This window comes from Sphingobium lactosutens (genome assembly GCF_013393185.1).
GTDB lineage: Bacteria > Pseudomonadota > Alphaproteobacteria > Sphingomonadales > Sphingomonadaceae > Sphingobium > Sphingobium lactosutens_A.
The window spans coordinates 150,938-163,683 of record NZ_QJQX01000057.1; the positions used below are offsets into that span (position 1 = coordinate 150,938).

At 64.4% G+C, this 12,746-nt stretch carries 13 protein-coding genes and 1 tRNA gene; 4 read left to right on the plus strand and 10 right to left on the minus strand.

Annotation, left to right across the window (positions count from 1 at the left end; genetic code table 11):
- Window positions 1–47: 47 nt before the first annotated feature.
- The 5 genes from DM806_RS16940 to yajC form a co-directional block, all read right to left on the minus strand.
- Window positions 48–1,472 (minus strand): M20/M25/M40 family metallo-hydrolase, encoded by a 1,425-nt coding sequence (locus DM806_RS16940; RefSeq protein WP_179044357.1) that lies wholly within the window; start codon window positions 1,470–1,472, stop codon window positions 48–50.
- 180 nt (window positions 1,473–1,652) lie between these two features.
- Window positions 1,653–1,994: an Mth938-like domain-containing protein gene (locus DM806_RS16945; protein WP_372859600.1), complete on the minus strand. Its 342-nt coding sequence runs from the start codon at window positions 1,992–1,994 to the stop codon at window positions 1,653–1,655.
- Window positions 1,995–2,041: 47 nt separating this feature from the next.
- Window positions 2,042–3,040, minus strand: coding sequence for a protein translocase subunit SecF (gene secF / locus DM806_RS16950; protein ID WP_179044358.1), 999 nt, complete (start codon window positions 3,038–3,040; stop codon window positions 2,042–2,044).
- Window positions 3,041–3,059: 19 nt separating this feature from the next.
- Complete coding sequence (secD, locus tag DM806_RS16955; protein WP_179044359.1) at window positions 3,060–4,658, minus strand: protein translocase subunit SecD; 1,599 nt, start codon at window positions 4,656–4,658, stop codon at window positions 3,060–3,062.
- An 8-nt stretch (window positions 4,659–4,666) separates the two neighbouring features.
- Window positions 4,667–5,002: a preprotein translocase subunit YajC gene (gene yajC / locus DM806_RS16960; RefSeq protein WP_179044360.1), complete on the minus strand. Its 336-nt coding sequence runs from the start codon at window positions 5,000–5,002 to the stop codon at window positions 4,667–4,669.
- Between the two features lie 185 nt (window positions 5,003–5,187).
- Between yajC and DM806_RS16965 the strand changes: the two genes are divergently transcribed.
- The 3 genes from DM806_RS16965 to DM806_RS16975 all read left to right on the plus strand — a co-directional run bounded on the left by DM806_RS16965 (window position 5,188) and on the right by DM806_RS16975 (window position 6,246).
- Window positions 5,188–5,264, plus strand: a tRNA-Pro gene (locus DM806_RS16965).
- Window positions 5,265–5,428: 164 nt separating this feature from the next.
- Window positions 5,429–5,974, plus strand: coding sequence for a glycoside hydrolase family 108 protein (locus DM806_RS16970; RefSeq protein WP_179044361.1), 546 nt, complete (start codon window positions 5,429–5,431; stop codon window positions 5,972–5,974).
- Complete coding sequence (locus DM806_RS16975) at window positions 5,971–6,246, plus strand: 3TM-type holin (protein WP_179044362.1); 276 nt, start codon at window positions 5,971–5,973, stop codon at window positions 6,244–6,246. Before DM806_RS16970 ends, DM806_RS16975 begins: the two co-directional genes overlap by 4 nt.
- 36 nt (window positions 6,247–6,282) lie before the next feature.
- Here the strand turns inward: DM806_RS16975 and DM806_RS16980 are convergent, their stop codons facing one another.
- A complete protein-coding gene (locus DM806_RS16980; protein WP_179044363.1) occupies window positions 6,283–7,143 on the minus strand; it encodes a hypothetical protein in 861 nt (286 codons plus the stop codon).
- A 69-nt stretch (window positions 7,144–7,212) separates the two neighbouring features.
- The gene (locus DM806_RS16985; protein ID WP_179044364.1) at window positions 7,213–8,103 is read right to left on the minus strand and encodes a LysR family transcriptional regulator; all 891 of its coding nucleotides are present in this window, start codon (window positions 8,101–8,103) and stop codon (window positions 7,213–7,215) included.
- A 112-nt stretch (window positions 8,104–8,215) separates the two neighbouring features.
- Between DM806_RS16985 and DM806_RS16990 the strand changes: the two genes are divergently transcribed.
- Entirely contained in the window at window positions 8,216–9,727 is a 1,512-nt protein-coding gene (locus DM806_RS16990; RefSeq protein WP_179044365.1) for an acetyl-CoA hydrolase/transferase family protein, read from the plus strand.
- Window positions 9,728–9,902: 175 nt separating this feature from the next.
- Here the strand turns inward: DM806_RS16990 and DM806_RS16995 are convergent, their stop codons facing one another.
- From DM806_RS16995 to DM806_RS17005, 3 genes are all read right to left on the minus strand, one after another.
- The gene (locus DM806_RS16995; RefSeq protein ID WP_179044366.1) at window positions 9,903–10,733 is read right to left on the minus strand and encodes a hypothetical protein; all 831 of its coding nucleotides are present in this window, start codon (window positions 10,731–10,733) and stop codon (window positions 9,903–9,905) included.
- A gap of 458 nt (window positions 10,734–11,191) precedes the next feature.
- Window positions 11,192–11,752 carry a hypothetical protein gene (locus DM806_RS17000; protein ID WP_256869354.1) on the minus strand — a complete coding sequence of 187 codons (561 nt, stop codon included), beginning with the start codon at window positions 11,750–11,752 and terminating at the stop codon, window positions 11,192–11,194.
- 46 nt (window positions 11,753–11,798) lie between these two features.
- The gene (locus tag DM806_RS17005) at window positions 11,799–12,680 is read right to left on the minus strand and encodes a class I SAM-dependent methyltransferase (protein ID WP_179044368.1); all 882 of its coding nucleotides are present in this window, start codon (window positions 12,678–12,680) and stop codon (window positions 11,799–11,801) included.
- Window positions 12,681–12,746: the final 66 nt, after the last annotated feature.

Sequence of the window (12,746 nt, forward strand, 5' to 3'; positions counted from 1 at the left end):
GCGCAAGGAGGGGGCCGCCGCCCATCGCGGACGGCTCCCCCTCTACCTTACTGCGTGTAGGCCTTGACCAGCCGATAGAGGAAGGCGCGGCCGTCCATTAGCGACTTCACGCGGATGCGTTCGTTGAGGCCATGGACGCCCTGCCCGTCCGGGTCGGCGAACATGCCCGACACGCCGTAAGTTGGGATTCCCGCTGCATTGGTGAAACGCCCGTCGGTCGCCCCGGTCGCGAGGCGTGGGATCACCGGGACGCCCGGCCACATCTCCCCGGTCAGCGCCTCGATCGGTCCCATGATCTGGGGCGTCAGTTCGGGGGCGGAGGATTTGGACTGGGGCGGATCGGCCAGCGCCACCTTGACCCGCGGGTCGGCTGCCACATCCTTCAGCCGCTGGAGAATCGCATCTACGCTCTCGCCGGGGATAATGCGGCAATTGACGTTGGCCGTCACCGACTGCGGCTGGGCATTGGGCGCATGGCCGCCGGAAATGAGGGTCGGGATGCAGGTGGTGCGCAGGGTGGCGTTCCAACTCGCATTCTCCGCCGACACGACGGCATAATCGGCTTCGGTCGCCTTGCCCGCGCCGATCGCCGCCATCGCTTCCGATACCTTGCCCGGATAGAGCGGTGCCGATGCGCCGAAATAGGCCTTGGCCGCCGGCGTCAGGTCGACCGGAAAGTCATAATCGTTGACCCGCGCCAGCGCCGTCGCCATCCAGCCGATCGCATTGACATGCGGGGTCTGGCGCGAGCTATGGCCGCCCGGCGCGGTCGCGGTGAAGGTGAAGTCCTGATAGACTTTCTCGCCTGCCTGCACGCCCTGGCTCACGGGCTTGCCCGTTTCGTCCAGCGACCCGCCGCCGCCTTCGTTGAGCGCCCAGCCTGCCTTCAGCGCATCGGGCCGGTTCTTCAGCAGATATTCGACGCCGTTCAGCGCCTTTTCGGTTTCCTCGCCGCAGGTCAGCGCCAGCTTGATCGTGCGCCTTGGCTTATAGCCTTCTGCCTTGTAACGGATCATCTGGTCGGTGAAGGCGGCCGCCATCGCCTTGTCGTCGGAGGCGCCGCGTCCGTAGAAATAGCCGCCCTCCTCGATCAGGGTGAAGGGGTCGCGTTCCCAGTCGGCGCGCTTGGCGGCGACCACGTCGATATGGGCGAGCAGCAGGACGGCGGGCAGCTTCGCATTGCTGCCGCGCAGGATGGCGGTGAGATTGCCTTCCTTGGGGTGCGCCGGATCGACGACGATCTGGACATCCTCGCCGGCAAAGCCCGCCGCCTTCAGCCGCGCGCCCATGCGTTCGGCCGCGATTGTGCAGCTACCATCCGGCCAGCTCGAATCGGTTTCGACCAGTTCCTTGTAGAGGGCGCGAAACTCGGCCTCACCGCCCCGCGCCTGCGCATCGGGCGTCGCGGCATGGGCGCTGGTGGTGACGAGCAGCGCCGCGAGAAAGGCAGCGGCGGGACGGCGGAACGACATGAAAAAGCCCCCTCGGTTCAATGAGGGGGCGACATTGGCCAAAGCGTGGGAGGAGGGCAAGGCCTCCAGTCGGCATCTATATCCGTTCGCTTCGAGAGCAGTCGAGAAGCGGATAGAATTGTCCTTAGCGTTTCTCGACTACGCTCGAAACGAACGGAAATTATCTGCCAATCCTCAATCTCACAAAGGCAGCAGCGCCGCCACGATCTGCCGTTCCTCGGCGCGCAGCACGCCCCAGGCGCGGGCGGCGGCGCGGCTGTCCATCGCCTCGACGCCGATCCCCAGCGCCTCGACCGCGCGGACGAAGGGGCGTGGCGGCTGGCGCAGGTTCGCGCCGGTGCCAAGCAGCAGAAATTCCGGCCGGGGATCAAGATCGAACAGATCGCCCAGCGACTCCGGCGTCAGCGCGTCGACCGTCGGCGCATCGATCCAGGCCAGCGCGCGGACGGGGCTAAGCAACAGGCCGTCCGGAAACACGTCGTCGCGCACGCGGAAACCCCGGCCCTGGAAACCGGTGACGATCGGTCCCTGGCCATCATCGTCCCGGCGCAGCTTGATGCCGGAATCCGTCAGGGCCGCGCTCCATCGTCACGGCTTGTCTCTCTGGGACCGACACGCTCGGCATTGCCGGCATAGCCCTTCTTCGTCGCCTTCTTCTCCGCCGCGGCAGGCGTCAGACCCAGCGAGATCAGCAGCGAGGACGACACATAGATGGACGAATAGGTGCCGACGACGACGCCCAGCATCATCGCGGCGGTGAAGCCGCGCAGCACATGGCCGCCGAACAGCAGCAGCGAACCGAGCGCCAGCAGAATGGTCAGCGAGGTCATCACCGTGCGCGGCAGCGTTTCATTGACGGACAGGTCGATCAGCGCCTTCATGTCCATCTTGCGATATTTGCGCATATTCTCGCGGATGCGGTCGTCGATCACCATCTTGTCGTTGATCGAATAGCCCACGATCGTCAGCACCGCCGCCACGATGTTGAGGTCGAACTCCATCTGGGTGACGGCGAAGAAGCCCAGTGTCATGAGCACGTCGTGCATGATTGCAACGAAGGTCGAGACGCCGAACTGCCATTCGTAGCGGAACCAGGAGAAGATCGCGATGCCGATAACCGCCAGCATCACCGCCAGCACGCCGGTCTGGATCAGTTCGCCCGACACCTTGCCCGACACGGTATCGTAGCGGGAGAAGGTGACGCCGGGGAATTCCGCCGTCATTGCCGTGCGCGTCTTTTCCACGACCGTGTTGGCCGCGCCGGCGCCGCCCTGTTCGGGCAGGGGCAGGCGGATCTGCACCGTCTTGGGATCGCCGAACTGCTGGAGCGAGCTTTCGCCCACGCCAAGGCGGCCAATGGTGGCGCGGACCTTGTCGGTTTCCACGGCCTGCGGGAATTTCGCCTCGATCATCAGGCCGCCGACAAAGTCGACGCCCATGTTGAGGCCCTTGTGCAGCGTCGCGCCGACCGCGAGCACCGTCAGCAATGCGGTGAGCGCGAACGCCCATTTCCGCATCGCGACGAAGCCGATATTGGTATTGTCGGGGACAAGCTTGAGCAGTTTCATGATTTTCTCTCCCGCCCCGTCAAATGATGATTTCGGTCGGGCGCTTGGTGCGAACCCAACGCGCGGCGAGCAGGCGCGTGAAGGTCACGGCCGTGAACACGCTGGTCGCGATACCGATCAGCAGAACGATGGCGAAGCCCTTGACCGGGCCGGAGCCCAGCGCGAGCATGATGCCGCCGGCAATGGCGTGGGTCACGTTCGCCTCGAAAATGGTGCGGCTGGCTTCCTTGTAGCCGAACTCGATCGCCTGCACCACGCCGCGCCCGCGCCGCCGCTCTTCGCGGATGCGCTCATAGATGAGGACGTTGGCGTCGACCGCCGTGCCAATGGTGAGCACGAAGCCGGCGATGCCGGGCAGGGTCAGCGTCGCGCCGAGAATCCCCATCACCCCCAGGATCACCAGCACGTTGATGGCGACGGCGATATTGGCATAGATGCCGAAGCGGCCGTAGCTCAGGAACATGAAAGCCGCGACCGCGACCACCGCGATGATCGAGGCGATCAGGCCCGCGCGGATCGAGTCGGCGCCAAGGCCCGGCCCGACGGTGCGTTCCTCCACCACGGTCAGTGCGACGGGCAGCTTGCCCGAGCGGAGCGCGATGGCGAGCTGGTTGGCGCTTTCGACGGTGAAGCTGCCGCTGACCTGCGCACTACCGCCCAGGATCGGCTCGTTGATGTTCGGCGCCGACAGCACTTTGCCGTCGAGGATGATGGCGAAGGGGCGGTTGACATTCTGCGACGTCACCTGGCCGAACTTGCGGCCGCCCGACCCGTTGAAGCGGATGTTGACGATCGCCTCGTTATTCTGGCCAAAGCCTTGCGTGGCGTCGGTCAGATCCTCGCCCGACACCATCACCTGGCGCTTCACCGCGATCACCGGCACGCCGGTCGGGTTGTTCGGATAGGGCAGGACTTCGCTGCCAACCGGCGCACGACCCTGGGCCACTTCAGCCGGGTTGGCGTTGATGTCGACCAGCTTGAATTCGAGCTTCGCGGTCTGGCCCAGCAGATCCTTCAGCGCCTTGGGATCCTGAAGGCCCGGCACCTGCACGACGATGCGATTGCCGCCCTGCTGCTGGATGGTCGGCTCGCGCGTGCCCATTTCGTCGATGCGCTTGCGAATCACCTCGGTCGCGACTTCCATCGCGCTCTTGACCGCATTGTTGATGCCCGCATCGGTGGGCGTGATGACGATGGTGGAGCTGTTCACCACCTCGACATTGAAGTCGCGCTGGCCGGTCAGGCCCGCGCCCTGCGTTAGCGGGCGGATGCGCTCGACGGCGGCATCGACCTGGCTCGGGTCGCGGACCATGAAGCTGAGCTTCCCGTCGCGGCCGGAGATGTCGCCGATCGCGATCTTCGGCTCACCCCGGCGCAGTTCCGTGCGGACCTGCTCCTCCATATTGGTGAGCCGCTGCCTGGCGACATCCTGGGTCGACGCTTCAAGCAGCAGATGGCTGCCGCCGGCAAGGTCGAGGCCCAGATTGACGCGCGTCTGCATGAAGCCGGGCAGCTTGGCCACGGTCGCTTCCGGCAGGAAGGTCGGCACGGAGCACAGCACGCCGATGACCAATGGCAGGAGGATCGCGGCGACCGCCCAGCGCGAGAAGTTCAGCATGATGCCGCTCAGTCGTTCGCGGGCTTGGCGGTGGCGGGATCGATCACGTCGGTCAGGGTCGACTTGACCGCCTTGACCTTCATGCCGGGCGCCAGTTCGACATCGGCGTAGATTTCGTCGACGCGAACAACCTTGCCGACAAGGCCGCCGCCGGTGACGACCTGGTCGCCCTTCTTCACGGCGTCGATCTTGGCCTTATGCTCCTTCATCTTCTTTTGCTGCGGACGGATCAGCAGGAAATAGAAGACCACGAAGATCAGGACCAGCGGCGCCATCTGCACCAGGACACCGGCGCCGGAGGCTTGCCCGCCCGCGGTCTGGGCAAAGGCTGGGGTAATGAACATGGGTGGGACTGCCTTGTTTTCTGTCGGTCGCGGGACGCCTGAAGGCACCCACGGATCAAGGGCGGGCGGCTACCACAGATGCGCCCGGCGAGGCAATATGAATAGGGATTCGGCTCGGCCGTTAAAAGAGCTGCGATTGAGCGCTTGCAACTTTTGCCCGAGGCTTCTATTGGGCGCCCTCCGGTCGGGACGTAGCGCAGCCTGGTAGCGCATCACACTGGGGGTGTGGGGGTCGGAGGTTCGAATCCTCTCGTCCCGACCAAGAAAAACGCCGCTTTCTGCCCAGCGCAGACAGCGGCGTTTTTGTTTTCTGTCTTCCCCGCAGCAATTTTCCGATCATTCATAACAGCCAGCAGGTTTTCGCTGTCCTACAACGAACCATATGGGATAAATGATTCGCCTCTTTCGACAGCAGGAGGCGGACAGATGGACATTTCGGACCTGATCGATGAGGTGATCGCCCGCGAAGGCGGCTATAGCGACCACCCGGCCGACCGTGGCGGCCCGACCAATATGGGCATTACCCAGGCGGTGGCGCGTGCGAACGGCTATGCCGGCAATATGAAGGCGCTGCCGCGCGCCGTCGCGGAAAATATCTATCGTCGCCTCTACTGGGACCAGCCCGGCTATGGCTTCGTCGCGGAGACAAGCTGGCCGATCGCGGCGGAACTGTTCGATACGGCGGTCAATATGGGCGTCGCGACATCGACCGGCTTCCTCCAGCGTGCACTGAATGCGCTCAACCGCGACCAGAAGGATTATCCCGACCTCAGGGTCGATCGCATCCTGGGCGCGCGCACCTTGTCGGCGATCCGGGCCTTTCGCGTGCTGCGCGGGTCGGCAGGCGACAAGGTGCTGCTGAAAGCGATCGAGGCGTTGCAGGGCGAACGCTATATCGCCCTCGCCGAAAGCCGCCCTGCCAACGAAGCCTTCCTTTATGGCTGGCTTGCGAACCGGATCGGTCAGCCATGAAAGCGACTATCGACACCCCACAGGAAGACGGTGATCCCTGGGCGATGCGCGCCCGACCTGCCTTCCTCTATGTCATGTATGCCCTGCTGCTCTGGTCGATCCCGATGGGGCTGATCGCCGGTATCCGACCGGAGATGGCCGGGGCGATCATCGCGGGGATGCGGGCCTATCTCAACGCCCTGCCCGAACCGCTCTATGCGCTCTTTGGCACCGGCTATCTTGGTTACACCGCCGCGCGCGCATGGGGGAAGGCGAAGGGGGTGGAACGCTGAATGCGGGGCGGGGCGGGATGCTCCGCCCGCTTTGCCTCAGAAACGCCGGTGCGCCGCCGCGTCCACCGTGTCGCAGTTGCCACGGAACGCATAATCGCCAGTACCGATAATGCTAATCTGGCCGCTCACCCGATTGACCAGGATGCGCGGCTTATTAAGGCCGTTCAGCCGATATTCGCCACCGATCCGGTCGGGCTGCATCGAGACATTATAGACGTCCCACCAGCCATCGTCCGTACCGCGCGAATGAATGGGCGGCACCAGCTTCCTGGGCAGCTTGATCCGTCCGCCGCCGGGCCAGAATTGCAGCATCACCGACGCGTCGAATTGCTGCGCCGTCATTTCGACCCGATTGCCGTAGACATAGCGTTTGCGGTCATGATCCCAGGTCCAGCCATAGCTGTTGGAGACTCCAGGCCGCTGCCCATCGCCGAAGCAGACGAGGCCGATATCCACGGGCTGGCCATCCACCATCACCGGCGCCTGGTCGGGCGCCGCATAGCTGGGTGATTCGCGGCCGGGCTGGGGCCGGCTATAGCCGATATCGGGATGATAGCCCGATCCACGCTCGTCACGCTTCTCGTCATGGCCGCCGTCGCGATGCGCCCGCCCCGCCTCTCCGCAATCGGGCGCTGGGCTATTGGTGATCGACTCGTACCGGCCGTCATAGGTGGCGACGCTCAGGCACTGGCGCCGCTCCGCATTCCACCAATAGCTCCATTTGCGATCGTCGCCGGTCTGGACCCGCACGAAGCGATAGCCCCGCGCTTGCAACTGGGTTTCGCCCCCTGCCCCCTTCGCGCCGACCAGATCGGCGACATCGGGCGGTGTCTGGGCCATGGCCGGGCCGGCAAGAAGGAGGAAGGGAGTCAGGATCGAAAAGGGCGATGGGCGCATGATGCTACTCCGCTGGACGACAACTCGGTTCATCGCATGGAAGCGTGTCATCCCGGTGAAGACAATAGGTTATTGCCGTTGGCCATCACCCGCAGGGAAATTCGCTTTCATGAAGTCCAGCACCAGCCGGGCGCGGGCCGGCAAGCGTCGGTGCGAAGGGTGAACCGCGAAAATGTCGAGTGGGGCGATGGTGCTGTCGGGCAATATTGGCGCCAGTCGCCCCGCCGCCATGTCCCCGGCCACCCGAATCGCCGGCAACAGAGCGATGCCGAGGCCGCTGAGCGCCGCGCGGTGCACCGCCTCGCTATTGTCGGAGCGGAAGACGCCCGCGACCAGCCACTCCCGCCCGTCGATCGCCCAGCGCGCGGGCATGTCGCCATAGGCATAGGCGATGCATTGATGCGCCGTCAGGTCATCGGCGGACAATGGCATCCCATGCCGCGCCAGATAGTTGGGATGCGCCACCAGCCGCCGCGCGAGTTGCCCCAGCGGATGCACGACCAGACTATCGTCCGCCACCGGCCCCACGCGCAGGGCGAGGTCCAGACGATCCTCCACCACGTCACGCTGCCAGTCGGTCATGGCGCAATCGATCTGGAGCGCAGGATGCCGCTTGGCCAGTTCTCCCAGCCGCTCGACATAATGGAGGCCGAGCGCCGTCGTCAGCCCGACCCGCACCAGCCCGCGCGGCTGGTCCTTCGCGGGGCCGAAATCCGCTTCCGCCGCGTCCAGCGCGTCGAGCATGGCGCGGGCATGGATGAGCAGCCGGTCCGCCTCCGCTGTAGGGACCAGACGGCGCGTCGTGCGATGGAAGAGCGGCACGCCGAAATGCGCCTCCACCTGGTCCAGACGCCGGGCGATCGTGGTATGGCTGGCGTGCAATTCCTGCGCCACGCGCGAGAAGTTAGGCACTTCATGAAGACGGACGAATGTCCGCATTGCGATTAGAAGATCGGACATCTGCACGATCCTTGCACAAATATTGTGCGACCAATCCCTATTGTGTCGCAGCCCGAAAAGCCAGAACGGAAAGCGCGTAGCGGCCCGGTTGACCGCCATGTGGAGAGGATAAATGACCGATCGTATCGCCCATGCCGGACTGGCGGCCAAAAGCCGTTCCGCGCAGGATGCCGCAGCCCTGATCCAGGACGGCATGACCGTCGGCATGAGCGGCTTCACCGGATCGGGCTATCCCAAATCGGTGCCGCTGGCGCTGGCCGATCGCATGACCGCCGCGCATCAGGCGGGCGATCGGTTCCGCGTGAAGATCTGGACCGGCGCATCGACCGGCCCGGAACTGGACGGCGCGCTGGCCAAGGCAGACGGCGTCGAGTTCCGACTGCCTTACAACAGCGATCCCATTGCCCGCGAACGCATCAATCGCGGCGAGATGAACTATTTCGACATGCATCTGAGCCAGGTCGCGCCGATGGCGTGGCAGGGTTTCCTCGGCGAACTCGACGTCGCGGTGATAGAAGTGACCGGGATCACTGCCGATGGCGACCTGATCCCTTCCGCCTCGGTCGGCAACAACAAGACCTGGATCGATCGCGCCAAGGGCGTGATCCTGGAGGTCAATCGCTGGCAGAATCCCGCGCTGGAGGGGATGCACGACATCTATTACGGCACCGCCCTGCCGCCGCATCGCGTGCCCATCCCCCTCGTCCGCGCCGACCAGCGCATCGGCCAGCCGACCTTCCGCTGCGATCCCGACAAGGTGATCGCGGTGGTGAAAACCGACGCGCCGGATCGCAATGCGCCCTTCTCTCCGCCCGACGCGACCGCCCATGCGATCGCCGGCCATCTGCTCGATTTCCTGAGCCATGAAGTGCGCAAAGGCCGCCTGCCCGCCTCGCTGCTGCCCTTGCAGTCGGGCGTCGGCAATATCGCCAATGCCGTGCTGACCGGCCTGATCGACGCGCCGTTCGACGACATGGTCGCCTATACCGAAGTGATTCAGGACGGCATGCTGGATCTGCTGGAGGCGGGCAAGCTGCGCATGGCGAGCGCCACCGCCTTCTCCCTGTCGCCGGAGGCCGCCGCGCGGCTCAATGCCGACATGCACCGCTTCCGCGACAAGATGGTCCTGCGCCCGCAGGAGATCAGCAACCATCCCGAACTGATCCGGCGGCTGGGCTGCATCGCGATGAACGGCCTGATCGAGGCGGACATCTATGGCAACGTCAATTCGACGCATCTGATGGGATCGCGCATCCACAACGGCATCGGCGGGTCGGGCGACTTTGCGCGCAACGCCTATCTGTCGGTGTTCATGACGCCCTCGACCGCCAAGGGCGGCGCCATCTCGGCGATCGTGCCGCATTGCAGCCATGTCGACCATATCAACCAGGATGTGCAGGTGATCGTGACCGAACAGGGCCTCGCCGACCTGCGCGGCCTCGCCCCGCGCCAGCGTGCCGAAGTCATCATCGCCAATTGCGCCCATCCCGATTTCCAGCCGATGCTCGCGGATTATTATGTCCGAGCGCTCAAGGGCAGCTTCGGCCTGCAATCGCCCATGCTGCCGGGCGAGTCGCTCGCCTGGCACCAGCGCTATATCGAGACAGGCACGATGCGGGGATAGGCGTGGCCCGGCCCGCAGCGACCCTTGGGCCGGATGCCGCATAACCAGGATGGAACTGGGACATGGCGACCCCTCCGCCAGTCCCTGACCGCATCATGCCCGGCGGGCCTGCGCAGCGCACACGCAGGTCCGCCATTTGTGCGCGTGAAGGGACCGGGCGTTTGCCAGCATGCTGTCAAGCTCGGATATCCGAACAAGCATCCTCGCCAACTAATTGACCGCCAATCCGTCCAAAAGGTATGACGCCGCTGTCGTGCAGAATTTCCCGCCAATGGTCAGCATAGCGATGGGCAAAAGCCTCGCGTTCATTTTTCGGTCGAGCAAAATAGGCATCGATAAGCTCGCCATAATCCTCGCCCCGAACGGCAGGAGATTCGACCTTTTCAAGCCAATCAAACCAGTGACCTATTTCATGCAACAGCGTTCTATACAGTTGGGTGGCGCGCACTGAATTGATGTCGGTCGATATGATGTGAGTTCTGGCTGTCCGGTCGACGCGATGCCCATCGGCTCGGAGCCGATCAAGCTCATCCGTCGTTTCACGATCAAGACTGGTAGACCATTTGATGATGTCGTCGACTTTGCAGGCTTCCAGAAATACCGCTGGACCACTCCACCGAGCACGGCTCCCAAGAAATGCAAGGTCCGCGTGATAATAAAGCCTTCCCCAGACGGGATTCAGCATTCGCGACTTTCGGGTCGGCTGGCGCAGGACGAAAGTATCCAGACCAGCCCAATCGGCAACGGGAATATGTGAAAGCAAGAATTCAAGGTCTTCGACGGTGCAGGCATGTGCGCAGCCACCATGAGGCTCTTCAACGATGAACGTCGTTTTCCGCCCATTCACTTCGCGCTCCAGCTTTATATGCGCGCCGATCTGCACGGTGCAATCCCGCTGAAAGCCTGAAAGTTTTGGAACGACCATCCGGTTGTTGGTTCCATGGCCCTGTTTGGGTGTGCCAATGTTCCGGTTGCGGCGGGTTGGGTTGTAAGGGGATGGCATCATTAACAATCCTGTTCCACGGCGATGCCGTCTGCCATACCCCACGCAGGACATGAGAGGGGCCGCCGGGGACATGCCCGACGGCCCATCATTGACATGGTCAGCGGCCGGAAGCGCCGCCCAAGGGAAATGTGTGTCGCGCTATCGCCCGTCAGCAGACTGGGTCTGAGATAGGTGCCTGTGTATTGGCGCTCAGAGACTGTGACAGGGGATCGACGCTATGGCGTCGCTCAGCGGCGCATTTCCCGAATGGACTTGACCGACCCCATTGCTGAACCATGAGACATCGGATCACCTCCTTTCGCTTTGTTGAGCCCTATGGCCGGTGTCGGATCACCCCTTCATCCGTCCATGAACCGAAATGTGAATCAGACGGAGCCGATCTTCAAGCCTTGTATTTTTCTTTTTTGGAATCATAATTATGCGCTCGCGCGTCGTCCCGGGCGCGTCGAAATTCCCCCTCAGGCCCGGCAATCCTCGACCACTCGCGCCGTTTCGGCCCAGGCGGGCAGGACGAGCGACGCCAGCCCCGGCACCTCCACGCCGATCTTGCCGCGGCTATAGGCAATCTGGTCCAGCACGCTGTCGGTCGCGCTCCTCGCGGCAACCGTCTGGGTGCCGGCGTCAACTGTTGCGGGCCAACTGACCGCGCCGTAGCTGGTGCGGATCACCATGGCGCCCTGCCCGGCTCCGGCGCGCAGCGCGGTGATGCGGCGGTTGGCGCGGTCGCAACGCAGGGTGAAGAGCGGCTGGGCCGACGTGCCGAACAGCGCGGCGCTGCCGCCTGTATCCTGACGATAGCTCCAGTTGCCCGGTGTCAGCGCCCGGTCCTCCCAATTGGCGGCAGGCGGCGCTGGCGTGGCGGCCGGTGGTGGTGCGGGGGCGGGTGTCACCGGGCGCGGCGTGGGCGTCGGGCGCGTGGGGGCCGGCGGTTGGCTCGGCGGACCGACGCAGGACGCAAGCAGGACCATCAGGGACGAAGCGGCCGCAAGGGCGGGGGAGAAACGCATGGCCCTAGTCATGCCGGACCATGCCGTACCGCTCAACCCGAAAAGGGCGAGACGATGTTCAACGCCGCCAGCGCGCCCAGATGGCGGTCGGCAGCGCGATGCCCCGCGCCTCTTCCCTGACGGCCAATTCGCCGGCCTCGACCGTGCCGGGCAGGTCGGCAAAGGCCTGGCGCAGCAGTTCGCCGATCGCCAGCGCCGACATGCGTACGGCATAGACGGTGAGGAACAGGAAGCGGCTATCGGCGTCGAGCAGCGCGCGGCAATTGGCGATCAGGGCGGGAAGATCCTCCTCCAGCCGCCAGACTTCGCTATCGGGGCCACGGCCATATTTGGGCGGGTCGAGCAATATGCCGTCGTAACGGCGGCCGCGCCGCACCTCGCGCGCGACGAACTTGGCAGCATCCTCGACGATCCAGCGGACGGGCTTGTCCTCCATGCCCGACAGCGCGGCGTTGGCGCGGGCCTGCGCCACCGATTTCTTCGATGCGTCGACATGGACCATGCGCGCACCACCGGCCGACAGCGCCAGCGTGCCAACGCCGGTATAGCCGAACAGGTTCATGACCTCGGCCCCTTCCCCAGTCGCTTGCTTGTCGGCGATAGCGCCGCGCAGATTGTCCCAGATCGGCGCCATGTCGGGGAAGAAGCCCAGATGGCGGAAGGGCGTGCAGCTCGACTGGAAGGTCACTTCCTTCCAGTGCAGCGGCCAGCCTTCGGCCGGGACCGGCTGGTCATAATACCAGCGGCCGCCGCCATCCTCATCTGAACCGGGGATGAATTCACCATCGGCGCGCCAATCGGTCGTCGCCGGCTTCCACATCGCCTGCGGTTCCGGGCGGATGAAGCGGAAGCGGCCATAGCGCTCCAGCTTGCGGCCATCGCCTGAATCAAGCAGGCCATAATCCGACCAGGGTTCACCGATGAGGGTCTTGAGTTCCATAACAATCCCGTTTGGTTCGAGCCTGTCGAGAACCGTCACGCGCCCGGTTCTCGACAAGCTCGAACC